Origin of the sequence: Acinetobacter sp. Res13-Abat-PEC15-P4-01 (assembly GCF_015676285.1) — a bacterium.
In the GTDB taxonomy this organism is placed as follows: Bacteria; Pseudomonadota; Gammaproteobacteria; order Pseudomonadales; family Moraxellaceae; genus Acinetobacter; species Acinetobacter nematophilus.
Genome location: NZ_JADAIN010000039.1, coordinates 72,452 through 98,812 on the forward strand (window position 1 = coordinate 72,452; position 26,361 = coordinate 98,812).

General features: G+C 39.3%; 23 protein-coding genes and 3 tRNA genes. 17 read left to right on the plus strand and 9 right to left on the minus strand.

Annotated elements, in window-relative coordinates:
* Position 1 precedes the first annotated feature (1 nt).
* From IMO47_RS15380 to galE, 8 genes are read left to right on the plus strand one after another with little or no spacing between them, the layout of a single operon-like run.
* A complete protein-coding gene (locus IMO47_RS15380; RefSeq protein WP_196076153.1) occupies positions 2 to 1,114 on the plus strand; it encodes an NAD-dependent epimerase/dehydratase family protein in 1,113 nt (370 codons plus the stop codon).
* A gap of 11 nt (positions 1,115 to 1,125) precedes the next feature.
* The gene (wecB, locus tag IMO47_RS15385) at positions 1,126 to 2,256 is read left to right on the plus strand and encodes a UDP-N-acetylglucosamine 2-epimerase (non-hydrolyzing) (RefSeq protein ID WP_196076154.1); all 1,131 of its coding nucleotides are present in this window, start codon (positions 1,126 to 1,128) and stop codon (positions 2,254 to 2,256) included.
* Between the two features lie 9 nt (positions 2,257 to 2,265).
* Positions 2,266 to 3,459, plus strand: coding sequence for a glycosyltransferase family 4 protein (locus IMO47_RS15390; protein WP_196077808.1), 1,194 nt, complete (start codon positions 2,266 to 2,268; stop codon positions 3,457 to 3,459).
* A 20-nt stretch (positions 3,460 to 3,479) separates the two neighbouring features.
* Positions 3,480 to 4,100, plus strand: a complete 621-nt coding sequence (locus IMO47_RS15395; protein ID WP_196075408.1) for a sugar transferase — start codon at positions 3,480 to 3,482, stop codon at positions 4,098 to 4,100.
* 20 nt (positions 4,101 to 4,120) lie between these two features.
* Complete coding sequence (gene galU, locus IMO47_RS15400) at positions 4,121 to 4,996, plus strand: UTP--glucose-1-phosphate uridylyltransferase GalU (RefSeq protein ID WP_196075409.1); 876 nt, start codon at positions 4,121 to 4,123, stop codon at positions 4,994 to 4,996.
* A 15-nt stretch (positions 4,997 to 5,011) separates the two neighbouring features.
* Entirely contained in the window at positions 5,012 to 6,271 is a 1,260-nt protein-coding gene (locus IMO47_RS15405; RefSeq protein WP_196075410.1) for a UDP-glucose/GDP-mannose dehydrogenase family protein, read from the plus strand.
* Complete coding sequence (gene pgi, locus IMO47_RS15410) at positions 6,268 to 7,899, plus strand: glucose-6-phosphate isomerase (protein ID WP_196075411.1); 1,632 nt, start codon at positions 6,268 to 6,270, stop codon at positions 7,897 to 7,899. Before IMO47_RS15405 ends, pgi begins: the two co-directional genes overlap by 4 nt.
* An 11-nt stretch (positions 7,900 to 7,910) precedes the next feature.
* The gene (galE, locus tag IMO47_RS15415; protein WP_196075412.1) at positions 7,911 to 8,930 is read left to right on the plus strand and encodes a UDP-glucose 4-epimerase GalE; all 1,020 of its coding nucleotides are present in this window, start codon (positions 7,911 to 7,913) and stop codon (positions 8,928 to 8,930) included.
* A gap of 53 nt (positions 8,931 to 8,983) precedes the next feature.
* On the opposite strand, the gene IMO47_RS15420 is transcribed toward galE, so the two are convergent.
* A complete protein-coding gene (locus IMO47_RS15420) occupies positions 8,984 to 10,354 on the minus strand; it encodes a phosphomannomutase CpsG (protein ID WP_196075413.1) in 1,371 nt (456 codons plus the stop codon).
* A gap of 418 nt (positions 10,355 to 10,772) precedes the next feature.
* Between IMO47_RS15420 and IMO47_RS15425 the strand changes: the two genes are divergently transcribed.
* From IMO47_RS15425 to IMO47_RS15435, 3 genes are read left to right on the plus strand one after another with little or no spacing between them, the layout of a single operon-like run.
* Positions 10,773 to 12,326 (plus strand): TolC family protein, encoded by a 1,554-nt coding sequence (locus IMO47_RS15425; RefSeq protein WP_196075989.1) that lies wholly within the window; start codon positions 10,773 to 10,775, stop codon positions 12,324 to 12,326.
* The gene (locus IMO47_RS15430) at positions 12,323 to 14,458 is read left to right on the plus strand and encodes a type I secretion system permease/ATPase (protein ID WP_196075990.1); all 2,136 of its coding nucleotides are present in this window, start codon (positions 12,323 to 12,325) and stop codon (positions 14,456 to 14,458) included. Before IMO47_RS15425 ends, IMO47_RS15430 begins: the two co-directional genes overlap by 4 nt.
* Positions 14,455 to 15,717 (plus strand): HlyD family type I secretion periplasmic adaptor subunit, encoded by a 1,263-nt coding sequence (locus tag IMO47_RS15435; protein ID WP_227552272.1) that lies wholly within the window; start codon positions 14,455 to 14,457, stop codon positions 15,715 to 15,717. Before IMO47_RS15430 ends, IMO47_RS15435 begins: the two co-directional genes overlap by 4 nt.
* Before the next feature lie 213 nt (positions 15,718 to 15,930).
* Here IMO47_RS15435 and IMO47_RS15440 read toward each other — a convergent pair whose 3' ends face one another.
* From IMO47_RS15440 to IMO47_RS15470, 7 genes are all read right to left on the minus strand, one after another.
* Positions 15,931 to 17,268: an MFS transporter gene (locus IMO47_RS15440; RefSeq protein WP_196075991.1), complete on the minus strand. Its 1,338-nt coding sequence runs from the start codon at positions 17,266 to 17,268 to the stop codon at positions 15,931 to 15,933.
* Positions 17,269 to 17,294: 26 nt separating this feature from the next.
* Positions 17,295 to 18,752, minus strand: a complete 1,458-nt coding sequence (locus IMO47_RS15445; RefSeq protein ID WP_196075992.1) for an NAD-dependent succinate-semialdehyde dehydrogenase — start codon at positions 18,750 to 18,752, stop codon at positions 17,295 to 17,297.
* A 6-nt stretch (positions 18,753 to 18,758) separates the two neighbouring features.
* Positions 18,759 to 20,195, minus strand: coding sequence for a sigma 54-interacting transcriptional regulator (locus IMO47_RS15450; RefSeq protein WP_242052681.1), 1,437 nt, complete (start codon positions 20,193 to 20,195; stop codon positions 18,759 to 18,761).
* A gap of 2 nt (positions 20,196 to 20,197) precedes the next feature.
* Entirely contained in the window at positions 20,198 to 21,352 is a 1,155-nt protein-coding gene (locus IMO47_RS15455) for an iron-containing alcohol dehydrogenase (protein ID WP_196075993.1), read from the minus strand.
* Positions 21,353 to 21,677: 325 nt separating this feature from the next.
* A tRNA-Gly gene (locus IMO47_RS15460) sits at positions 21,678 to 21,753 on the minus strand.
* 45 nt (positions 21,754 to 21,798) lie between these two features.
* A tRNA-Gly gene (locus IMO47_RS15465) sits at positions 21,799 to 21,874 on the minus strand.
* Between the two features lie 48 nt (positions 21,875 to 21,922).
* Positions 21,923 to 21,995 (minus strand) — tRNA-Gly (locus tag IMO47_RS15470).
* 217 nt (positions 21,996 to 22,212) lie between these two features.
* On the opposite strand from IMO47_RS15470, the gene IMO47_RS15475 reads away from it, so the two are divergent.
* The 4 genes from IMO47_RS15475 to IMO47_RS15490 all read left to right on the plus strand — a co-directional run bounded on the left by IMO47_RS15475 (position 22,213) and on the right by IMO47_RS15490 (position 24,280).
* A complete protein-coding gene (locus IMO47_RS15475) occupies positions 22,213 to 22,521 on the plus strand; it encodes a BolA family protein (RefSeq protein WP_196075994.1) in 309 nt (102 codons plus the stop codon).
* Positions 22,522 to 22,539: 18 nt separating this feature from the next.
* Positions 22,540 to 22,932 (plus strand): SirB2 family protein, encoded by a 393-nt coding sequence (locus IMO47_RS15480; RefSeq protein WP_196075995.1) that lies wholly within the window; start codon positions 22,540 to 22,542, stop codon positions 22,930 to 22,932.
* A gap of 84 nt (positions 22,933 to 23,016) precedes the next feature.
* A complete protein-coding gene (locus tag IMO47_RS15485; protein ID WP_196075996.1) occupies positions 23,017 to 23,853 on the plus strand; it encodes a ParA family protein in 837 nt (278 codons plus the stop codon).
* Between the two features lie 13 nt (positions 23,854 to 23,866).
* Positions 23,867 to 24,280: a hypothetical protein gene (locus tag IMO47_RS15490; protein ID WP_196075997.1), complete on the plus strand. Its 414-nt coding sequence runs from the start codon at positions 23,867 to 23,869 to the stop codon at positions 24,278 to 24,280.
* 68 nt (positions 24,281 to 24,348) lie between these two features.
* Here IMO47_RS15490 and IMO47_RS15495 read toward each other — a convergent pair whose 3' ends face one another.
* Positions 24,349 to 24,999: a DedA family protein gene (locus tag IMO47_RS15495; RefSeq protein WP_196075998.1), complete on the minus strand. Its 651-nt coding sequence runs from the start codon at positions 24,997 to 24,999 to the stop codon at positions 24,349 to 24,351.
* Positions 25,000 to 25,195: 196 nt separating this feature from the next.
* Between IMO47_RS15495 and IMO47_RS15500 the strand changes: the two genes are divergently transcribed.
* Positions 25,196 to 25,612, plus strand: a complete 417-nt coding sequence (locus IMO47_RS15500) for a DoxX family protein (RefSeq protein ID WP_196075999.1) — start codon at positions 25,196 to 25,198, stop codon at positions 25,610 to 25,612.
* A gap of 354 nt (positions 25,613 to 25,966) precedes the next feature.
* Positions 25,967 to 26,266, plus strand: coding sequence for a hypothetical protein (locus IMO47_RS19725; RefSeq protein WP_242052683.1), 300 nt, complete (start codon positions 25,967 to 25,969; stop codon positions 26,264 to 26,266).
* Positions 26,267 to 26,361 lie beyond the last annotated feature (95 nt).

A 26,361-nucleotide genomic window follows, 5' to 3' on the forward strand; every position in this document is an offset into this window, starting at 1 on the left:
AATGAAAGTTTTGGTTACTGGAGCAAATGGTTTTGTAGCTAAAAATTTAATACAGTATTTATCTGAAAAAGAAAATATTGAAATATTAAAGTTATACCGTGATTCAAGCGAGCAAGAGTTAGAGCAATTGGTTTTGGGTGCTGAGTGGATTGTGCATTTAGCAGGCGTAAATAGACCTAAAAGCGATGATGAGTTTATAGACGGCAATATTTCGCTTACTGAAAAAATTTGTGAGATTTTGCGAGCGAATAAGAAAAAGACATCAATTATATTATCATCTTCTATTCAGGCAGAAAGAGATAACATTTATGGTCAAAGTAAGCTCGGTGGAGAGCAAGCATTAACTAAATTGAATCAAGAAAATGGAAATCCAATTTACATTTCTAGAATGGTCAATATTTTTGGTAAATGGTCAAAACCAAACTACAACTCAGCAGTTGCGACCTTCTGTTATAACATTGCAAATGATCTACCTATACAAATCAATGATCCAAATGCACTGATTAGATTGGTTTATATTGATGATGTCGTTGAAACGATTTGGGATATTTTAAATCAAAAATATTCAGCAAATGAGTCATTTGAAATTAAACCTGAATATCAAATCTCCGTGGGGCAACTTGCTGAAACAATTTATGGATTTAAAGGTTCGAGAGAATCCTTAATTACTGATCGAGTAGGTAAAGGTTTAACTCGTGCTTTATATTCAACATATCTAAGTTTTTTTAGTCCAAAGCAGTTTGACTATCCCGTAACAAAATATGGTGATAATCGTGGTGTATTTGTAGAAATGTTAAAAACCCCTGATGCGGGACAATTCTCATATTTTACAGCTCATCCAGGCATTACTCGTGGTGGGCATTATCATCATACCAAGACAGAAAAATTTTTGGTGATCAAAGGTAAGGCTTTGTTTAAGTTTAAACATGTGATCACTGGTGAGTTTTATCAATTAGAAACTTCTGGTGAAGAGCCGAGAATAGTGGAAACAGTTCCAGGTTGGACACATGATATTACCAATATTGGTGATGATGAAATGGTGGTAATGTTATGGGCAAATGAAATATTTGACCGTTCAAAACCAGATACATATGCAATGCCATTATCTAATTAAAGAGTTATTTTGTGAAAAAATTAAAATTAATGACAGTTGTAGGGACTCGCCCAGAAATTATTCGTTTATCTCGTGTGATGGCCGTATGCGATAAATATTTTGATCATGTTATTGTACATACTGGTCAAAATTATGATTATGAGTTAAATGAAATTTTCTTTACAGACTTAGGTATACGCAAGCCAGATCATTTTTTAAATGCAGCAGGGGCTACTGGGGCAGAAACAATTGGTAATGTTATCATTGCAGTAGATAAGATTCTAGAGGAAGCTCAACCTGATGCATTATTGGTATTGGGTGATACCAATAGTTGTACAGCCGTTATTCCAGCAAAGCGACGTAAAATTCCGACATTCCATATGGAAGCGGGAAACCGTTGTTTTGATATGCGAGTGCCTGAAGAGATTAATAGACGTATTGTAGATCATACTGCTGATATTAATTTGACTTATAGTACAATTGCTCGAGATTATTTACTTGCTGAGGGGTTGCCCGCTGATCTTGTGATCAAAACAGGTAGCCCAATGTTTGAAGTATTAACCTATTATAAAGAGAAAATTCTATCTTCAAATGTATTAGAACAATTGAAGTTGAAAGAGAAAGAGTATTTTATTGTGAGCGCGCATCGTGAAGAAAATATCAACTCAGATGAAAATTTCTTAAATTTGATTGAAATGTTAAATGCCGTGGCGGAAAAATATAATTATCCTGTAATTGTTTCCACTCATCCTAGAACACGTAAACGTATTGAACAAATGGGCGTAACATTTCATCCGTTAGTACAATTGTTAAAACCACTGGGTTTTAGTGATTATAATAAATTACAACTTTGTGCCAAAGCAGCTTTATCTGATAGTGGAACGATTAATGAAGAGTCTTCTATTCTAAACTTTCCAGCTCTGAATATACGACAGGCACATGAGCGCCCAGAAGGTATGGAGGAAGCCGCAGTCATGATGGTTGGCTTAACTTCAGAACGTATTTTGCAAGGGCTGCAAATTTTAGAATACCAAGCTAGAGGAGATGAAAGAGCACTCCGTTTAGTCGAAGATTACAGCATGCCAAATGTTTCGGAAAAAATAGCACGCATTATCTTAAGTTATACAGACTATGTTAATCGTGTAATTTGGAAAAAATATTAAGGCAATTAGATGATGAAAAAGACATACTTAGTAACAGAATACTATCATTCAAATCAAAATACGACAGGGTATTTGTTTCATAAGTTATATATCCATTTGAAAAAGGTATATGGTTCTGAGTTATGTTTGATTATCAAAGAAGACAAAAACAATGATGTTATCGACCCTGAAAGCATCATTGTTAAAGATTTGAATTTGAATAAGAAGAGTTTGATTCAAAGGTTATTTTTTGAATTGATTATTTCTTTTCGTTTTTTTATTAAAATATTAAAAAATGTTAAAAAGCAAGATCTTGTTTTTACGGGAACCACACCTATTTTTCTATTGGTTGTCATTTACTTTGCTAAAAAAATGATCGGTTTTAAATGGGTGTTACTTGTTCATGATGTATTTCCTGAAAACTTAGTGGCTGCTAAAGTTTTGAAAAAGGAAAATTTTCTTTATAAAGTTTTAAAAAAAGTTTTTGATATTTTCTATGCAACCCCTGAAAAGTTGATTGTTATTGGCCAGGATATGAAAGATCTCGTTGATGGAAAAACTCATAAGAAAAATAGTGTTGTGATTCAAAACTGGATTGATGAAAATGATATTGAAGTAGAAGAAAAAAGTTCCAATGAAATATTAAAAAAAATAAACTGGGAAAATGAATCCCCCATTTTTCAATTTTTTGGTAATATTGGACGTGTACAAGGTGTAGATAATATTGTTGAAGCGATTAAGTTAATAGAACCATTCAAAAGACCTAAATTTTTATTTATGGGAGACGGTGTATATGTAGAACAACTTAATCATGCAATACAAATATTAGGTGACTCGAATATACAATATATTGGCTCTGTGCAACAAAGTGAGAAATCTAAGGGCTTAAATGCTGGAGATATTGCGATCGTAACTTTAGCTGACGGAATGTTGGGATTAGGTGTACCAAGTAAAGCCTATTTTTCAATGGCAGCTGATAAGCCTCTATTAGCAATAATGGATGAACATTCTGAAGTTGCTTGTATGATTAGAGCCCATCAAATTGGTTGGGTTGTTCCACCTGAAAATCCAGAGCTTTTAGCGCAAGTTATCCTACAAATTACAGAAAGTACATCAAAAGATAATATGATATCTTCTAGAAGTGTTTTAATTAATAATTATTCTGAGCCAGTAGCAATGAAAAAAATAGTAGAGGTTTTACAGCATGTCTCTAATATTAAATAAGAAATTGAGGTTTTATTGTAATGAAAAGACTAGTTGATATCATTATTGCGTCAATAGCATTTTTATTACTGTCGCCAATTTTTCTGATTGTGTCATATAAAGTACGTAAAAATTTAGGTTCACCTATTTTTTTCTATCAAGAGCGTCCAGGAAAAGATTGTAAAAAATTTAGAATGATTAAATTTCGTTCTATGAAAAATGCTTTTGATCAAAATGGTCAGCCCTTACCAGATGATCAGCGGATTACACCCTTCGGACAAAAATTACGCTCAACCAGTTTGGATGAAATGCCGCAATTATTGAATGTCTTAAAAGGCGATATGAGTATTGTTGGGCCTCGCCCACAACTTCCAGAGTTTGTGGAGCATTATACAACTCACCAAATGCGCCGCCATGAAGTTAAGCCAGGTATGACAGGACTTGCACAAGTGAGTGGCCGAAATAATCTTTCTTGGGAAGAGAAGTTTGATCTAGATGTTGAATATGTTGAAAAACAATCAATTCTTCTTGATTTTAAAATTATGTTTAAAACTGTAGAAGTGATGCTGAAAAAAGAAGGTATTGATTCACCAGACCAAGCAGTTGGTGCGAGCCGTTTTTCTGGTACAGAATCTACAGATACCAAATCTACCAATCATTAATATTGTTGTGAAAGTTCGTTATGATTAAAAAAGCCATTCTTCCCGTTGCTGGTCTCGGCACACGTTTTTTACCTGCAAGCAAATCTATTCCTAAAGAAATGGTGACTGTGGTTGATCGCCCTGCCATTGAGTATGTGGTCAAAGAAGCTGTGGCAGCGGGTATTGAACAAATTATTTTGGTGACGCATTCATCAAAAGCATCTATAGAAAATTATTTTGATCGTAATTTTGAGCTCGAAACAACATTAGAAAATAAGAAAAAAATAGATTTACTCAAAGAAATTACTGAAATTTTACCGAGCAATGTCAGCGTGGTTAGTGTAAGACAGCCTCAACCATTGGGTTTAGGTCATGCTGTGTTATGTGCAAAATCAGTGGTGGGTGATGAAGATTTTGCTGTGTTATTACCAGATGTGTTGGTCAAAGAAAATAGCACTGAAAATGATCTTACTCGTATGATTCAACGTTTTAACACATCGAAAGCATCACAAATTATGGTTGAAGCCGTACCTGATCATTTGGTAGATCAATATGGTATTGTAGATGTTGAAGCATCACCTGAAGAAGGTGAAAGTATTGTCATGCAAGGTATCGTAGAGAAGCCTGCTGTTGGTACAGCACCTTCAAACTTATCTGTGGTGGGACGTTATGTACTGCCTGCTAAAATTATGCAGTTACTCGAACAAACGCCGAAAGGTGCAGGGAACGAAATCCAACTCACTGATGCGATTGCAGCCTTACAAAAAATAGAAAGTGTAGAAGCCTATCGGATGAAAGGTCAAACTTTTGATTGTGGTAGTAAAATCGGTTATTTAAAAGCTGTATTGCACTATGGTGTAGGACATCCAAAACTCGGTGAAGAATTCAAACAACTCATCAAAGAACTGAATTTATAAAATATTGGGTATGATATGAATATTTGTGTATTTGGCACAACACTTCAAGCTGGCGTTCTCGCTGGCTTGTTTGCTGAATATGGGCATCATGTGTATTGGTGTCCTCAAGTAGGCGTTGAAAAGCAGTCCTCAGTTCACTATCAAGATGAAGATTTAAATCGGCTGATCCAAAAACAGATTAAGAATCATGCCATTGAATTGGTTGGCGTGAAGCAACTCCAACTACACAGTGAAGTTTTTTTATTTAGTTTTAACCCGTCTGAATTTGATCAAGCCAAAAAATTAGCTGAAGAACTCAAGCGAAGCCCCATCATACATCCGAAGTTAATGATCAATGGCTCAACCTTTGGTTTGGAGGGTACAGACACACTGAAAGAAATTTTGGTTGCCGATCATTGGGCGTATTTGCCAGACACCATTCAAGAAGGTAATGCGATTCAAAGTTTTACTGGACTCAAGCAGGTAATCATTGGTGTCGATCATGTGGCGACCCAAGCAATTGTTAAAGAGTTGTTAAGACCATTTTTCCAATTAAAACATCAATACCTCTTTATGCCATTTTTAGATGCTGAATTTACCAAACTGAGTATTTCAGGCATGTTAGCAACACGTATCAGTTACATGAATGATATGGCACAAGTGGCAGAAAAACTCAATATTGATATTCAAAATGTAAAACAAGGTTTAGCTGCGGATAATCGAATTGGTGCGAGCTATCTCTCTTCTGGTGTAGGTTTTGGTGGTGAAAATTTTTCTCATGATATTTTAACCCTTACAGGTACCGTTGCTGGTTCTGGAATCAAAAGCCAATTACTCGATCAGGTTTGGAATATTAATGAACAGCAAAAAGAAATTTTGTTTCGCAAGCTGTGGAATTATTACCAAGGACAATTGACGGGTAAAATTGTTGCGATTTGGGGGGCATCCTTTAAAGAAAATACCTCGAGTATTGAAAACTCCCCAATTCATGCCATGCTTACTGCACTTTGGGCACAAGGTGCAATTGTTCAACTCCATGACCCACAAGCATTAGAGCGAGTATCTGCTCTGTATGGCGAGCGCAGTGATTTAATCTTATGCCATGATCAATATCAAGCCGTCGAAAATGCGCATGCTTTATGCCTATTAACCGCTTGGAAGCAATATTGGAGTCCAGATTACACTCAACTTGTGCAGAAAATGGCCCATCCATTTATTCTAGATGGACGTAATATCTGGGATCCAAAATTTGTTAAAGGACAAGGTTTTGCTTATCAAGGTGTGGGGCGCGTATGATAACATCGATATTAGAGATGGATCAAAGTCAGCAAAGCGTTCAACAATTACGTTTAACCGATTTGTTTCAGCAAGACCCACAGCGTTTTGAAAAATTTTCGGTTCATTTTGATCAATTGAGTTTTGATTACAGTAAGCATCGTATTGATCAAACGGCATGTGAAGCTTTGTTTAAATTTGCAGATTCAAAGCAACTGAGTGCATGGATTCAACGTTTATTTACAGAAGAGCCGATCAACTACACTGAAGGTCGAGCGGCAATGCATTGGGCGTTGCGTTTACCTAAACAGGATCAAGATTACCCCGAATTGGCTCAAGCTGTGCACCAACAACTCGATCGCATGTTTCAGCTTGTTGAAAAAGTGCATGCAGGGCAATGTCGTGGTTCAACGGGCGAAGTGATTCAAGATGTTGTGAATATTGGTGTAGGTGGATCAGATCTTGGACCTCTTATGGTCAGCCATGCCTTATCCGATTATAAAGTCACCACAGCAAAACCATTAAAAGTTCATTTCGTCTCGACCATGGATGGAAGCCAGCTTTCTGAACTGTTGCATCAATTGCGGCCTGAAACGACTTTATTTATTATTTCCTCAAAATCCTTTGGGACCATTGATACCTTATCCAATGCACAAACCGTGCGCCAATGGTTGGAAAAAGCATTAGGTCATCACAAAAGTATCGTACAACATCACTTTATTGGTGTTTCAACCAAACCTGAAAAAATGACTGAATGGGGAATTGCACCAGACAACCAGTTCCTGCTATGGGATTGGGTGGGTGGACGTTATTCATTGTGGTCCTGTATCGGTTTGCCGATAGCCTTGCAAGTCGGTGTTGAGGGCTTTAAACAGCTTCTGGCTGGTGCTTATGCGATTGACCAACATTTTCAAAAGACACCGTTTGAACACAATATTCCAGTCCTGATGGGATTGCTGGGGGTTTGGAATACTAATTTTCTGGATATCCAAACTCATGCGGTATTGCCCTATGATGGGCGGTTGAAATATTTTGCATCCTATTTACAACAGCTGGAAATGGAATCGAATGGTAAATCCATTCAACGCAACAATCAGAAAGTCGAGCTAAAAACGTGTCCGATTGTATGGGGCGAAGTAGGACCCAATGCACAACATGCATTTTATCAGTTGCTCCATCAAGGAACACATGCGGTGAGTTGTGATTTCATCGCACCTGTACAGCGCTATAATGCCAATCAATTTACCTATGCAGAAAATGCTGAAGCATTGATTGAACAACATCATCTGGCTTTATCCAATTGTTTGGCTCAATCACGTTTATTAGCTTTTGGTAATCAGGCTTTAAATGCGGATGAGTTAGAGAGTTTACCTGAATATAAACAATATGAAGGCAATCAACCCAGCTCTACACTTTTATTACAAGAACTCAGTCCTTATAGTCTTGGAATGTTGATTGCTTTGTATGAACATAAAGTCTTTGTACAGTCGGTCATGTGGAATATTAATCCATTTGATCAGTGGGGCGTTGAAAAGGGTAAAGAAATTGCCAATCAACTGCTTCCTATTCTTAGTGGTAAAGAAAAAGACTTTTCTCAATTAGATGCTTCCACACAAGGTCTAATCAAGATATTGCTAGGTAAAGAATAGAGAAAAAACGTATGGCGAATATTTTAGTCACAGGTGGAGCAGGTTATATTGGCTCACATACGTGCTTGGAACTTCTAGAAGCAGGACATGATGTGGTTGTGCTTGATAATTTGTCCAATAGTTCAGAAGAATCACTCAAGCGTGTACAGGAACTTACAGGGAAAAGTCTGAAGTTTATCCAAGGCGATATTCGTGATCCACATGATTTAGACCAAGCATTTGCGACACATAAAATTGATGCGGTGATTCATTTTGCAGGCTTAAAAGCGGTGGGAGAAAGCCAAAAAATTCCACTGAGTTATTTTGATCATAACATTGCAGGATCAATCCAGCTGACGCAAGCCATGGAAAGGGCAGGGGTTTTTAATCTCGTTTTTAGCTCATCTGCAACAGTTTATGATGAAGCCAATATCTCTCCTTTAGATGAAACTATGCCAACAGGTATGCCTTCAAATAATTATGGCTATACCAAACTGATTGTTGAGCAATTGTTGCAGAAATTAGCCATCGCAGATCCACGTTGGTCGATTGCACTATTACGTTATTTTAATCCAGTTGGCGCACATAAAAGTGGTCGTATTGGTGAAGATCCGCAAGGGATTCCAAACAATCTGATGCCTTATGTCACGCAGGTTGCTGTTGGACGTCGAGAAAAACTATCGATCTATGGTGATGATTATGACACGATCGATGGGACAGGAGTTCGTGACTATATCCACGTGGTTGACTTAGCCAATGCACACTTATGTGCGCTAAATAATCGTTTAAATGCCAAAGGTTGTCGTGCATGGAATATTGGTACAGGCAACGGTTGTTCTGTGCTTGAGGTAAAGAATACTTTCGAAAAAGTGAATGGCGTTGCTGTCGCTTATGAAATTGCACCCCGTCGTTCGGGAGATGTAGCAACATCATTTGCCAACAATGCACGAGCTGTTACAGAACTCGGTTGGACAGCAAAATATACCCTTGAAGATATGTTAGCAGACAGCTGGAACTGGCAAAAACAAAATCCAACAGGCTACCAATCATAAACTTGTAAAAGGAAAATAGGCGCATTGAGCGCCTATTTTTTTATGATGAAAAACTAAGCCTGAATCAACTGGGTTAATTCATCTACATAGTCCTGCATCGGTTTAGGATCACGATCTGCACGGCTTTCGATATTCAAACGTAATAGGGGTTCGGTATTTGAAGCACGCACATTTAAACGCCATGCACCAAAATCAAGACTTACTCCATCTGTTTGATCAATGGCTGGATTCAAATCAGCAAAATGGTCAAAAATCTTTTGAATGGTGTCTTGAGTATCTTTCACTTTAAAGTTGATTTCACCACTGCACGGAAATTTAGCAATCATATCTTCAACAAGGTTTGAAAGTGATTGTTGTGTATCCGATAACACTGAAATCGCCAATAGCCATGGAATCATGCCACTGTCGCAGTAAGCAAAGTCACGGAAATAGTGATGCGCACTCATTTCTCCACCATAGACCGCATTATGTTCACGCATCACATCTTTAATGAATGCATGTCCAGATTTGGATTGGACAGGTGTTCCTTGATACTGATTGACGATATCTAAGGTATTCCAAACCAGACGGGGGTCGTGGACAATTTTCTCGCCTGATTGTTTCAATAAAAATGCTTGAGCCAATAGACCAACGATATAGTAGCCTTCAATAAATTGACCTTTCTCATCAAATAAGAAGCAACGATCAAAGTCGCCATCCCATGCAATTCCCATATCTGCATGGTGAATTAAAACCGCATTGCGTGTACTGTCGCGATTTTCGACTAAAATTGGATTAGGGATACCATTAGGGAATGTACCGTCTGGATGATTATGAATTTTGATAAATTCAACTGGAATATTTAATGCTTTGAATTTTTCTTCGATGGCATCAACCACATGCCCGGCAGCGCCATTGCCTGCATTCATCACCAATTTGAGGGGGCGAATTTTTGCGGGATCAATATAGGTGAGTAAGTGTTCAATAAATTCAGGCAGAATATTGTATTTTTGCGTTGAACCTTTTTTCTCAACTTCAATGAACTCTTCTGATTCGGCCAAGGCTTGAATATCTTTTAAACCAGTATCTGCACTGATCGGACGGGCATTTTCACGAACCAGCTTCATCCCATTATAGTCCATAGGATTGTGACTGGCTGTAACTTCAATTCCGCCCTGTACATCGAGATGAAAAGCACCAAAATAAACTTCTTCGGTTCCCGTCATCCCCAAATCAAGTACGTCTACACCTGCATCATTTAAACCACGAATAGTCGCTTGTTTTAAATCTTCGCTCGTTAAGCGAACATCACAACCCACCACCACAGTTTTTGGTTGATAGATCTGCCCATAAGCACGACCCACTTTATAAGCAATTTCCTCATTGAGTTCTGTACCCAGTTTGCCTCGGATGTCATAGGCTTTAAAACAAGTCAGTTTATTCATGTCCATCTTTCTATTGTATAAGCTTGGGATTTGAGTGAAGGATCATTTTAACCCTAAAGTGTGTAAAAAATGAGATATGAAGATGTAATTTTAGTTTGAAAGCTAAAATATCATCTTTTCTATGCCTTTCTTGTTATTTTTAAACATATTTTAAGTATTGTTATCTATTTTTAATGAATAGTTTTGGGCGAATTAAAAAATTAATTTTTACTAAATTCTACAATTCATGTGATAAAGATCACGGTTATTTTATTCTTCTTATTGAATTAGAAGATGTTTTCAGAAAAAATTATACTTTAAAAAATTGAAATATCTATTTGCTTGAATTTTATAATGTGTAGAATAGCAATCGAGCAAGGGAATAATTCAAAATAATTCAATGCCGATAATTACAAGCATGTTTAGGTGCCATTCAGGAATGTTAATCACTAAAAAGCCAGCAATTTTTTTAAAAAACTTGGGTGCGATCAGTGTATGTGTTCTGATTCAGAACCATGGTCATGCACAAGATACGACTTATTTAAAAGGCATCAAGGACAGCGTCGCAGGTTTAATCAAACCCAAAGATGACTCATCCTTTCGTACCGTACAACTTAAGCAACTCGCTGACTTTGAATACCAACCCGAGCAAAGCACAGCCAACACTTTGCCTGTGGTCAAACCCTATCTAGGGCAAAAAGCATCTTTGAATAATCTTTATCTGGAAAATACCTCACCAGCCCAGCAATATGCGTTATCTACACGAACCTTGAATCTTGAAGAAGCCGTGCAAATCGCCGTTAAACGCAATCCCAATATTGCCCAAACCATTTCTACTCTGGCTTCTCAAAATGCCAATATCGATGTCGCCAAGGCACAATATTATCCGCAATTAAAAGCCGGTATGAATACTGGTGACTTTACTTCAAATGATAAAGGGCGGCAGCTATATTCTGTTGAAGCCAATCAATTGCTCTATGATTTTGGCAAAGTCAAAAGCAGTGTCACCACACAACAGAATAAATTGGCGGTTGAACAGGCCAACGTCTTGATCAGTATTGATGAAATCTCCACGCAAACGGCGCGAGATATTTTAGCTTTACTGAGATATCGTAATATTATAAAAATCGCCCAGGATCAATTTGATGGGGTCAGCCGTTTACATGAGATTGCACGATTAAGAGCCGAGGCAGGCATCAGCAGCCATGCAGATCCTGTACAGGCACAAAGTTATGTTGAGTATTCTCGTTCCTATCTGATTACTCAACAGAATTTTCTCAGACAGCAAGAACAAAAGCTACGCACCTTATTGGGTTTTGATGTCAGCCAAACCGAGTTCAATATTCCTGATGAATTCGTTAAGCAGTCAGGTTTATATGACGACCCTGAAGTGAATACCATTCCCAGCATGATTGCAGCAAAGGCTCAAATTGATGTGGCACAGAGTCAAAAGAAACAGACCCAACTCAGTGTTTATCCAACCATTTCATTGGTCGGTGCGGTGACCAAGGCATTGCATGGTCAAAACCCCAATACCGGGATTGAAAACGATACCGACAGTTCAATTGGGGTGCAGATGTCGAGTAATTTCTATCAAGGCGGTGCTGTTGGTTCACAAGTCAAAGCGGCAAATTATGCCGAACAGGCCGCACGCGCCAAATTGAATGCCACCTATCTCAATATTATGGATCAGGCACAGATTGCCCGTGAAAGTATAGAAAACACCGATAAACAAATTTGGGTATTGATGGACCGAGAACGCTCAACCGCCAAAACCCGTGAGTTGTATGAAGAGCAATACAAACTCGGCAAACGCTCGATTTTAGATTTACTCAGTTCCGAACAATCATATCAAAGCTCAAGGATTGAAAGAGAAGCTGCACGATTTGATATCTATGACACCATTGCACAGTTTATCAATGTAACCGGTAAGAGCAGACATGCTTATCATTTAAATAATATTCAAATTCAGGGGTTTGAAGTTCAGCCATGAATAATAATACACTCAACTATCAACCCTGGTTACAAGCCATTGTCGCAGTTGCACAACATTACCGTATTCAACCCTCAGAAGAACAAATTCGTCTGCAACTGGATTGGAATAAATATCACCATATTGATGACATGCTGGCATTGATTACCCGTCAAGTCGGCTTAAATGTACGTCAGGCTGACTTTAGCACAGATGTCCTCAATCCCTGGCGCTTGCCTGTAGTGGTTGAACTCAATGATGGTCAGGTGGCGGTGATTGAGAAAGTCGACACGACTGGCAATGTCAGTCTGCAGCTCAGTGGTGATCAAGGGCTGTCACAAAGCTTCAGTGTGCAGCAGCTTCAAGCCCATGCCAAGCGCGTCTATATTTTTAGACCCGAAACCTCCGTGCCTGATGCACGTGTTGATGAGTACATCAAGCCTTATGAGAAAAGTTGGTTCTGGGACATTGTTCTAAAAGACTGGAGACGCTATACCGACATTATGGTGGCTTCCATGATTGCCAATATTTTGGCGTTGGCGACCATCATCTTCTCCATGCAAGTCTATGATCGTGTGGTACCTTCTCAGTCTATTCCCACCTTGTGGGTTCTTGCAGGTGGTGTGCTGATCGCAGCAGTCTTTGAATTCATTCTGCGAATCGCACGGGTCTATCTATCCGACATTATCGGTAAACGTGCCGACTTAAAGATTTCAGACCGGGTATTTGGTCATGCATTGCGCATTCGCAATAAAGATCGGGCACGTTCAACAGGCTCTTTTATTTCGCAGATTCGCGAACTTGAAGGGGTTCGTGAATTGGTCACCTCAACCACCATCAGTGCGATTGCCGATCTACCGTTTTTCTTTCTGTTTCTGGTGATCTTTTGGCTGATTGGGGGCAATATTTTCTGGGTGATGTTGCTGGTTGTACCGTTGATGATTGTTCCGGGCTTCTTGGTACAAAAGAAATTGGCACAATTGGCGACGGAAGGGATGCGTGAATCCGCAATTCGTAATGCGATTTTGGTTGAAGCCGTGCAGGGCATTGAAGATATCAAGTTGCTGCGTGCTGAAGCCAGGTTCCAAAATCAATGGAACCACATGAATGAAGTTTCTGCTGATGTCAGCATGCGCCAACGAAAAATTGTCGGGTGGTTAAATGCATGGACACAAAAGATTCAAGGTTTGACCTATGCCATCGTGGTCTTGGTGGGGTGTTTCGCGGTGATGAAAGGCGATATGACCACGGGTGCCTTGGTGGCGTGTTCAATTCTCTCCTCACGGATGCTAGCCCCCATTTCTCAAGTAACGGGCGTGCTGGGACGCTGGCAACAAGCCAAAGTGGCGAAAAACGGTTTAGATGAGTTGATGCAAAAACCGGTTGATCGCCCTGAACGTGCTCAATTGATTCAGCGTAAAGTGCTGTTAGGCGATTATGATTTTAAAGGTGTGGTGTTTAAATATACCGATGATGATCCACGACCGACCTTGGTCATTCCCCAACTCAAAATTGCGGTCGGTGAAAAGGTGGCGATTCTGGGACGCAATGGCGCAGGGAAATCCAGCCTTTTACAATTACTGGCAGGGATGCAATTGCCTGTACAGGGCAAAATTAGTCTGGATGGTGTCGATCAATCCTTGCTGGATCCTGATGATATTCGCCGGGATATGGCACTGCTCAATCAAAATGCCCATTTATTCTTTGGTACCATCCGTGAAAATCTAACCTTGGGTGCCCCCTTGGCAACCGATGAAGAAATTGTACGTGCTTTGCAAATCACCAATGCACTGGAAATTGTTGAGCAGAAAAAAGAGGGCTTGGACCATACCATTCTTGAAGGCGGTGTGGGCTTTTCAGGCGGACAGAAACAGGCATTACTGCTGACCCGCTTATTGTTGAGAAACCCGAATATTGTCTTGCTGGATGAACCTACGGCGTCGATTGATGATGTCTCTGAAAAAGTCCTGATTCAACATCTAAAACAATGGCTGGGTCATCGCACCTTGGTGGTGGCAACCCACCGCCCTGCAGTCCTGCAACTGGTGGATCGTATCATTGTGGTACATGAAGGAAAGATTATTAAAGATGGACCACGAGATGCCATTTTAAATCCCCAACATCAGCCGAATGCGGGAGGTGCTTCAGCATGAGTCAAGAAAACAATCAACAAAAGATTGAACTGCAAAGCACTGCACCGGCTGCTCCCCATGATCATGAGACGAGCGATCTGCTCAAGCGTCCCAGCAATCCATCCGCATTAAAGTTTTCAGAACCGCCTTTGCCTAAAGCCAGTTTTATTATTTGGATCGTGGCTGCGGGCTTACTGGCATTTCTGATTTGGGCATGTGTTTTTAAATTAGAAGAAGTCTCAACGGGCACAGGTAAGGTGATTCCTTCCTCCAAAGAGCAAATCATTCAATCCTTAGATGGTGGGGTACTCACCAGTTTGGATGTCAAAGAGGGCGATATTGTGCAAAAAGGGCAAACCCTTGCCCAGATTGACCCCACCAGATTTGAGTCACAGGTCGGAGAAAGCCAGAGCAAATTACTGGCAACCCAAGCTACCGCTGCACGTTTAGAAGCAGAAGTGAATGGTACACCGCTGCGTTTCCCCAAAGAGGTATTGTCCATACCTGCCTTGGTTCGAGAGGAAACTGCACTGTATACCTCCCGTCGTGCCAATCTGGATGAGTCCATCACCGGGCTAAAACATGCCTTGTCCTTGGTGCAAAATGAATTGCAAATGACTCAACCGCTGGTTGCCAAAGGTGCGGCATCTGAAGTTGAAGTGTTGCGTCTGAAACGTGATATCAATAACTTTGAAAACCAGATCAATGATAAACGGAATGACTACTATGTAAAGTCACGTGAAGAGTTGGCAAAAGCCAATGCGGATATTCAGTCTTTACAGCAAATCGTGGCAGGACGAAACGACTCAGTCAAACGTTCGACCTTTAAAGCGCCTGTTCGCGGTGTGGTAAAAGAAATTGCCGTAACGACCATCGGTGGGGTTGTACCACAGAATGGAAAGTTGATGACCATTGTACCGATTGATGAACAGTTATTGATTGAAGCGCGGATCTCTCCACGGGATATTGCATTTATTCATCCGGGACAACCGGCTTTAGTGAAAATCACGGCCTATGACTATTCCATTTATGGTGGCTTGGAAGGTAAAGTGACGGTGATTTCACCCGATACCATCCGTGATGAGGTGAAACAGGATCAGTTTTATTATCGTGTCTATATTCGAACCAATACAGATAAATTGGTGAACAAAGCGGGTAAATCTTTTTCGATTACCCCGGGTATGGTGGCAACTGTTGATATTCGTACAGGTCAGAAAACCATTATTGAATACTTGTTGAAACCTTTCAATAAAGCCAAGGAAGCATTAAGAGAACGTTGAGTGTTTTTAGGTCAACAAGCATGGATTGAAATCCATCGATGGAAATAAAAAACCAATCCGAAGATTGGTTTTTTATTGATGTCTGTTGCGTCTGGGTCCTGAATAGCATTGATCCCGGAAAGTTGATAAACTTAAAATATCCGGGTGATATACCGCTCAGCACATTAAGCTGCCCTTGTTGGAAAATTTAATGTGGTCAAAAAACGTTTTAAACTATTTCACATCTTTTAAATCAATGCCTTTCGATTCTTTCAGGCTTGCTACAGCAAGTACTGAAATGAATGAAACGATTGCAATATAAATTTCAATAGGCAATGTTGCATCGTAAGTTTTAAACAAATAGGCACAAATAATCGGTGCCATTGAACCTGCTAAGATTGATGCAAATTGATAAGAAAAAGAAACACCTAAATAGCGCATTTTGGTTGGAAATAATTCCGCCAATGTTGCAGATTCAGGGGCATATGCCATGGCTTGGAACAATAGACCAATACACATCATCACAAAAATCGTGGCGTAATTGCCTGAACTAATTGCTGAGAAATAAAAGAATACCCAGATGATCAACCCAATATTTCCAGCCATCATGGTTGGCTTACGTCCAATTTTGTCAGATAAATAGCCACTGAAAAGCATGGTAAAGAAATGGAAAACATTGGCTGCCAGCAGAATCATCAGCACTGTTTTATATTCAATACCGACTTTTAGGGTGAGGAAAGTGATGGTGAATACCACGATCATATAATAGGAGGTATTTTCGCCTAAACGAAGCAATAATCCAGACGCTAAGCGTTTAGGATAAGTAGTAACTAATTCTTTAAAATTTGAAGAGTTATCTTGCTTTTCCTCAGCTTGTTTCAATGCTTCTTGGAAAATAGGTGCATCTTCCACACTACGGCGAATCCAATAACCAATAAAGATAATGATGGTTGAAAGCCAAAAAGCGACACGCCATCCCCAGCTCAGGAAATTTTCATTGGAGAGAATCATAGACAGCGCCAAAATCACCAAACTTGCTAAAATATTGCCAGCGCTTACGGCAGATTGTGGAAAGCTCGCCCAAAAACCACGTTGATGGTTTGGACTATGTTCACCCACCAACAAGATTGCACCACCCCATTCTCCACCGACTGCAAAGCCTTGGATAAAACGCAGCACAATCAATAACACAGGTGCCATATAGCCAATGCTGTTATAACCCGGTAAGCACCCCATCAAGAACGTGGAAGCACCGACTAAAAACAGACTGAGCTGTAAAAGTTTTTTACGTCCATATTTATCGCCAAAATGACCAAATACCAGACCGCCTAAAGGACGTGCTATAAAACCAATCGCATAAGTGGCAAAGGCAGCAATAATTCCATCTAGGGTGGTTCCTGCATTAGGAAAAAATAAATGACCAAATACCAAAGTACTGGCAATACCGTAAATATAAAATTCATACCATTCAGCAACAGTCCCTGCCATTGAGGCACCGACCACCTTTTTAATATTCGGTGGAGAGCTGTCACTTGTAAGCGGTGTAGAAGTATTTCCTGATACTTGTTCCATTACATCATGTCCTTATTTAATTAAAGTTAAGCTTTAAAATTACCCAAGCATAAATATTTCAATTCGCTATATTCATCCAAACCATGTTTTGAACCTTCGCGTCCTAGTCCTGAAGCTTTAACCCCTCCAAAAGGTGCTTCAGTAGTAGAAATTAAGCCGGTATTAATTCCCACCATGCCATATTGCAGGGCTTCGGCAACGCGAAATGTACGATGAAGATTTTCTGTGAAAATATAGGCAGCCAGACCAAATTCAGTGTTATTGGCACGTTGGATCACGTCCTGTTCATTTTCAAATTTAAAGATCGGGGCGAGAGGGGCAAAAGTTTCTTCTCGAAAACACAGCATGTTGTCCTGTGCATTGGCAATAATGGTCGGTTCAAAGTATTGTGGTCCCAAGGTGGAAACTTGACCGCCATAAACCAATTCACCACCTAGGCTGAGGGCATCATCAATATGTTGCTGGATTTTCTCTACGGCTTTTTGATTGATGAGTGGTCCTAGATCTGTATCAGAATCTAAACCATTACCGAGTTTTAACTGCGAGACTTTGTCTTTGAGTTTGCGAATAAATTGATCGTAAATACTGCTATGTACGAAGATGCGATTGCTACAAACACACGTTTGTCCTGCATTTCGAAATTTACTGTCAATGGCTCCCTGTACGGCATTGTCTAAATCTGCATCTTCAAAGACGATGAGTGGTGCATTGCCACCTAATTCCAGCGATAGTTTTTTAATGGTCGGCGCACATTGTTCCATCAATAAAGCGCCGACAGGGGTAGATCCTGTAAAACTTAATTTTTGTACGATTGGACTCTGTGTCAATGGGGCAACAATTTCTTTTGAATGACCTGTCACAATATTTAAAACACCTTTGGGAATACCGGCTTGCTCAGCAAGATAAGCGAGCGCAAGTGCAGTTAAAGGTGTTTCTTGAGCAGGTTTGACAATCATACTGCAACCCGCGGCCAATGCCGGTGCTACTTTGCGTGTGATCATTGCAGCAGGGAAATTCCATGGTGTAATGGCGGCACAGACTCCCACAGGTTCACGAAAAGTGAGTAAACGTTTGTCTTGGGTAGGCGCAGGAATGGTTTCACCGTACATACGACGACCTTCTTCAGCAAACCATTCAATAAAACTCGCAGCATAAACAATTTCACCCTCAGCTTCTTTGAGCGGCTTACCTTGCTCAAGCGTCATGATGCTGGCAAGTTCCTGTTTGTGTTCAAGGATGAGCGCAAACCATTTTTTAAGTAGATCAGAACGGTATTTGACGGACTGTTTTTTCCAGTCCAGATATGCTTCTTGAGCAAAAATAATCGTTTGCTCGACCTGTGCCACGGTAAGCGCGGGAATTTGTGCAATCACCTGACCTGTCGCCGGATTTTGCACATCGATATGACGTTGATCACTTGAGCTGATCCAGTTACCATTGACATAGGCCTGTTGTTTAAAGGTTGATAAAGAAGCAATATCCATATTGGTTTACTCTTGATAATGTTGCTGATAACGCTGTCGTTTTTTAACCAATGTTGATTGGTCAATACCTAAAGCTTGGGCTGCCTTTTGTGTGGTTTTAAACACAGCAAGGGCGTGAGAAATAATCTTGAACTCAAAATCATCGACTTGTTTTTTGAGTGTTTCTGATGAGTTTGAAAAGGGCGTGCTGAACTGGGTATTGCCATGTAAAGCGCACTGTATATCTTCAGGAATGTCTTCAGGCAAAATGGTGGATGACTCACTCAGCACAACAGTTTGCTCAACAAAATTAGTCAGCTCTCGAATGTTTCCTGGCCATGAATAGGCTTTGACCAACTCGATCACCTCTGCTGAGTAGTGTTTGTTGGTATGATATTTCTTATTGAAATTTGCCAAATAAAGTTCTAATAATGGCTCAATTTCAGAGATGCGATTTTTTAAATCTTCTAATTTTAATGAGGTGACGCAAAGGCGATAATAAAGATCTCTTCTAAATTTGCCTTCCTCAACCAGTTTTAATAAATCGTGATGGGTTGCAGAGATAATACGAACGTCAGTGTAGACATATTCAAAACCGCCTACTGGAATAAAACGGTTGTCTTCAATGACTTTGAGCAATTTTGCTTGTAGCGCCAAAGGCAGGTCACCGACTTCATCCAAAAATAAAGTACCGCCGTTGACGACTTCAAATAAACCTTTCTTACCTTTTTGTAAGGCACCTGTAAAAGCACCCGGCACATAGCCAAATAATTCAGATTCCAGTAAACCGTCTGGCATGGTGGCACAGTTAATTTCCAAGAAAGGCTGATCTTTTCGTGGACTGTTCTTATGAATATAGCGTGCCAGTACGGTTTTTCCTGTCCCTGTATTGCCTTGAATGAGAATTTTAATGTCTGAATGTGCGATACGCTTCGCTCGATTAAAGGTTGTATTGGTACTGTCACTTAAGTTGGTCAAATAGTTGTCATTTAACTTGCGTGTTGAATATTTCTTTTGCGTGTTACGAATGTCTTCAAGCTCTTTTTGATCTTTTTGGGCTTGAAGTAAAACTGTGATGTCACGAACCGATGTAATCACTGCAATAAGTTGATTTTCCTGATTAAATACAGGATGTCCCGTGACCAGCAGTTCAGTATGGTTTTGTAAGGACTGCAAAATGGTAGTTTTCTGATGAGTTTGAATCACGTCCATCGAGACTGAACGTGAAAAAACACCTTGATTGACCAAGTCTTGGATCGGATGATCAATTAAATCTTCTCGATTTAAATGCGTCAGCTTTAAGTAGGCATCATTGACAAATAAAGTGGTGCCCAGATGATCGGTGATATATACACCGTCATCTAAGGCATTCATAATCGATGTTAATATTTGATAAGAAATATCCGCATCTTTTGAATTGTTTGCAAGAAGATTGACCCAAGTCATGGCAAGAAACTCATTCATTATTAATATGCTTCATAATAAATGTTTTCGATTTCCTGCTGTGTTAAACGTCGTGGATTATTGCGGAGTAATCTTTCCACCTTAATCGCTTCCGCAGCCAGTTCAGGAATCACTGATTCAGGAATATTGAAATTTCGAAGACCTTTGGGAATATTGACCATCTCACAAATATTATGTAAACGGCTAATCACACGATCAGCAATTTGAAGATCATTCAGCCCCGTTGTTGGTTCATTAAAGCATTCAGCAATCACTTTAAATCTGTCCAAACAGGCGATGCGGTTGTATTCCATGACGAAAGGCAGCAATAAGGCATTACTGACACCATGTGCCATATGGAAACGCCCACCTAAAGGGTATGCAAGTGCATGTACTGCACCAACGCCAGCATTACCAAAGGACAAACCTGCCATTAAGCTGGCATTTGCCATATCTTCATGGGCTTGTAGGTCATCTGGATTGGCATAGGCTTTGGGTAAGGCATTGATAATTAATTTCATTGCCTGAATCGCCAAGGCATCTGTCAAGGGTGAAGCATTGACAGAAATAAACGATTCAATTGCATGAACCAAGGCATCCACACCACTGGCTGCGGTAATATGTGATGGACAGCTTAAGGTCATTTCAGGTGCGACAATTGCAACATCCGGCAGTAGAAAGTCGCTCACGATACCTTTTTTAATTTGATTTTTAGAGTCAGAAAGAATGGCAATATTGGTGACTTCTGAACCTGTTCCTGCGGTAGTGGGCAATACAATCAAAGGAAGTCCCTTTTGACTGACTTTGTTCTCGCCAAAGAAACTTTCCAAAGGCTCATGATTGTTGCCATAAATGGCAATACATTTTGCGGTATCAATAACACTTCCACCGCCAATTGCGATCACGCCATTATATTGATCTTGCTCAAAGAATTTTTTGGATTGTAAAACCACTTCAATTTCAGGTTCAGGCGTAATATCCGCATAAATTGAAAACTCAATATGCTCTTGTTGTAGTAGATCGGTCAGTGGCGTTAATGAACCTGAATTTAAGATGCCATGATCAGTCAGTATTAAAACTTTAGACATATTTAAATCATGGCAGTATTTGGCTAACTGTTTGGATGCATTAAAACCAGTTACTAATTTATGCGCAGACTTGAATGTATGAATCGGCATCTTTATTCCATTAAGAAGTACAATTTTTGTGTTTTAAGCAATTGCTGTGCCAATTATTTTTAATTATATAAAACAAAAGCTTGTGTTTTTTAAAGATGCTTTTATATGATAGTTTTCATAAATAATGAAAATTATCATAACCACTTGGACAACTTCACTGTGATAACAGCTGAGCTTTAGTTCTGATTTAACGTATGTGTTGGACTTATTTATTGAGCATGAATTGGATCAATCGGTTGAAATTTAGAATAATAAACTTTAGCGTCTAAAGCCTGTCTTTCAGGCAATAAAAAACCCCGATCTTTCGATCAGGGCTTTTTGAATTTGGAGCGGGAAAGGAGACTCGAACTCCCGACCCCAACCTTGGCAAGGTTATGCTCTACCAACTGAGCTATTCCCGCGGAGTCTGTCCAATTTTTTAAATAAAAAACTGAATAAAAAAATTTTGGAGCGGGAAAGGAGACTCGAACTCCCGACCCCAACCTTGGCAAGGTTATGCTCTACCAACTGAGCTATTCCCGCGGAGTCTGTCCAATTTTTTAAATAAAAAAACTGAATGAAAAAATTTTGAGCGGGAAAGGAGACTCGAACTCCCGACCCCAACCTTGGCAAGGTTATGCTCTACCAACTGAGCTATTCCCGCATGCGGTGTATAATACATCAACAAATGATAGGGTCAAGATTTTTCTGCAAGGTTCATGGTTAATTGCATAAAATAAAGACATTTTTATGAAAAAAATTCAAAATTTAATTTAAAACATTCCAATATGGTTGTAAAAGTCTAGCTTTAGTCACGGAGAAGTATACAGAATCCGTTATACTATCGAATCTACCCGTTGGCATCTCTAAAAGGAATCCGCATGAGTTTAGAACAACAATTGATTGAACAGTTAAATCAACTTGAGCCCTCTCATTTAGAAGTGATCAATGAGTCCTCTGGTCATGGTGGATATTTCCCGGGAAAAGAATCACATTTTAAAGTGGTGATCGTCAGTGAACAATTTGCAGGGCTACGTTTGGTGCAGCGTCATCAAAAAGTTTATGCAGTCGCAAAAGAATTACTCAGTCCTGGAAAAATTCATGCTTTGGCAATTCATGCCTACATTCCAAGTGAATGGCAAGGTCAAGCACCTGCAAGCCCTGAATGTGCACATGCACCTAAGTCATAACGCTTAGGAAGATTAAAGATGGATATACATTTATTCGTTAAAATTATTCACATGACCAGCGTTGCTTTACTCATGCTGGTTTTTGTTTTACGTGCAGTGACTTTATTTGTAGGTACAGAAGGTCAACAGCCAAGTTCAAAAGGGCGTGTTGTTTTGGTTGCCTTACAGCACCTCTCCTTGACGCTGATTGTGCTCACGGGTATTACTTTGTTAATCATCAATGATTTCAAAGTACAGCCATGGTTTTATGCCAAAGTCATGCTGTTTATGGTCTTCCTTTCCTCTCAAATTAAAGCCTATAAAAAAGATGACTCAGTGCTTTTGGTTCAACGCCGTGCAGGTATGGTGATTGGCGCGGTAGCGTTGATTGCAACGCTGGGTTTAGTGATGGTTAAACCAGTTTTTGGCTGATTGTTAGACATGAATTTCACACTTGGATGAGGTCTGGGTTAAACTGCATACAAGTTTAAAAATAATGAGATATTGGGGATTTGTATGTTAACTCGTGTGGTGTTTAACCAAAAAGGCGGTGTAGGAAAATCAAGTATTACAGTAAACCTTGCAGCAATCAGTGCGCATCAAGGTTTTAAAACACTGGTGATTGATTTAGACCCGCAAGCAAATTCAAGCCAATACCTGTTAGGTGATGATGCAACCTATTCTGCTGAAAAGACGGCTTTAGAACCCAATATTGAAAACTTTTTTAATGATGTGCTTGGAAACAATCAGCAAAAGGGGCTGATTGGGAATGCACTGGGTACACTTCTCAAAACAAAAAATAAGGGATTTGAACAATATATTCATCGCTCGCCATTTAAGGATTTGGATGTTTTGCCTGCAAGCCCAAGTTTAGGTGAGTTGGAACATGCGCTAGAGTCAAAGCATAAGATTTACAAGCTGCGTGATGCCATTCAAACGTTGTCTGATCAATATGAACGTATTTATATTGATACACCTCCCGCATTTAACTTTTTTACTTTGTCTGCATTGATTTCGGCAGATCGCGTATTGATTCCATTTGATTGTGATGTATTTTCAAAACGTGCCTTACAAACCCTGATTGAAAATGTCATTGAAACACAGGATGATCATAATGATCGCCTTGAAATTGAAGGCATTGTGGTGAATCAATATCAGGCACAAGCAAAATTACCCCGTGAAGTGGTACAACAGCTTAAAGATGAAGGTCTGCCTGTTTTGGAGAATATGCTTCCGCCATCGGTATTGATGAAAGAATCACATCATAAAAATCTACCATTAATTCATTTGGCTACAGATCATAAATTGACTCAAGCCTATCAATCATTGTTCAATGAGATTGATAAAAAATAATTTCGAGATTGTAATGAAATCATTGAAAATGACTTCTGTTAAATTATCCGTTGTTGCTTTAGCGACGGTACTTGTGTCGGCATGTGCGACAACGGTAAAGCCAACTTATGTATCACCAACTCAGTACCAAGCCATGAACTGCATGCAGCTCAATACTGAGTTTAATCGCATTCAGCAGTATATCAACAATGGTGTTCAACCTGCGAAACGCACGGGCGTTGGTGTTGGACTCGGTGTTGGTGGCGGTTGGGGGAGTGGTGGATGGGGCTGGGGAATCGGTCCAAGCATCTCGGTAAACTTAGGACAATCTTCAAATACCAAGAACACTGAACTCTCTCGCTTGTATGGTGAGCAAGATGCGCTTTCACAAGCGGCTCAATTTAAAAACTGCCCTTATGTACCTAAGCGTCAGCAAGTAAAAAAATAAATGCTTTAATCCTATAAAAAAGCCGATTTTAAAAATCGGCTTTTTTTAACTTATTAAATTTGAAGCAATTATTGTTCCTTGGTTGCTTTATTTTTATCAAAAAACTTATGCCGTATATAACCGATCACACCAGGTAATATGCTAATAATAATTATAGCAAAAATAAAATGGGTAAAATGTTCTTTAATAAATGCCACATTACCAAATAAATAACCTGCTGTGACAAATGAACCAATCCAACAAAAACCTCCAATCGCGTTATAGGTTAAGAAGTATTTGTAATTCATACTTCCTGCCCCTGCAACAAAGGGTGCAAAAGTACGAGCGAATGGGATAAAGCGTGCAAAGATAATGGTTTTTCCACCATGCTTTTCAAAAAACTGTGATGTTTTAAGCAAATGTTCTTTATTGATAAATTTTGAATCAATTTCGAAAACACGTGGACCAATATATTTGCCAATATGGTAATTTAAAGTATCACCAAGAACGGCGGCAATAAATAACAGTAAAATTAAAACAGTTGGATCCATTGCACCTGTAGATGCAGCAAGCATACCTGCTGCAAAAAGTAAACTATCTCCAGGTAAAAATGGCATGACCACTAAACCTGTTTCAACGAAAATAATCAGGAATAAGATTGCATATACCCAAACACCGTAATTTTTAATAAATTCAAAAAGGTGCTCATCAACATGCAAAATAAAATCAATCAGATCCATAAGGCAAAAACTATGCGAATTGGTGCACAAATCCTAGCAGTGTGAGTTATGAAAGTCAGTATTAAAAAGTAAATATTTGAATTTATCATTGTTCTTAATTTGCAACGATAAGTTTAAATTTTAGGTATCGATCTGAAAATTTTTACTGACTAATATATATCCATCTTCAAAACGAAATACAAATTTAGGTGTTCTCATGTTTAATCCAAATGTTGTGGTTAAAAATATTGTAAATCAACCGAGTATGAATGCATTCATTGCATTGCTTGCTCGAATTTTAATGGCTTATATCTTCCTTGTGGCAGGCTGGGGAAAAATCACAGCATATAGTGCAACAGTCGGTTATATGGAATCTATGGGTGTACCAGGAGCAATGTTGCCTTTAACGATTTTGGTTGAGTTTGGTGGCGGTTTAGCGTTGTTGTTTGGTTTCCAAGCACGATTTGCTGCATTCGGCTTAGGTGTTTTTAGCTTGATTACGGCTTTCTTGTTCCACGGCGGTGAAACAGATGCAATTAACTTTATGAAAAACTTTGCAATGGCGGGCGGTCTATTTTTCTTAATGCTTCATGGTGCAGGTCGTTTCAGTATTGATCATGCCATTGAAAAATAAAAACGGAACTTGCAATTAGGCCAGATCAATCTCTGGCTTTTTGCGCGTTTTGCTTTGGATTAATCAAATAGATGAATTGGTTTATGCTATCTCAGACACCGTGTTCAAGCTTGCACAATGAAAAAACAAATCTTGGAAAGAATACAGGCACTTGGTGGCAATATTGATCGTGTCAAAGGTATATCGTGAATAGATGACTGATGCGCTATTCGTTTTAATACCGCTTTATATGAGCGACCTCAAGATGCGCCGTGGGCAACATCGGATGATCAAGAACCTATTTATGGTCTAGGTGAATATATCGATCAACATCAAGCCGAACTCGATAAAAATCCTGAGGTATTTTTCACTCAATTGATCCAAGAATATTATCAACTGACTGAAGAAGGACGAGGGCAAAGCTTTTGGCAACCGACACTTTTGACCCCCTATAAAGAAGGTACGGCTGATTTTAATGAATGGAATGATGACTTTTTAGATGATGAGATTGATCTTAAAGCAATCATTCAATTGACCGATAATACAGAACCTGATTTTTTACAATTGTTTTACCGATACGGTTTTCCTGATCATTTATATATTTATGCGTCAGATCCCTGTCCTGAAAATCCTACCTTGTTCGGCACAGATCATGAGTTTTTTTTAAAGAAGTGACGCATGAAGGTTATTTGGAAGATTTTTTAAATCGGTGTATCACACCCACAGAATTAATCGAGATCATTAAACAGAAAATGAATCTATAAGTTGAT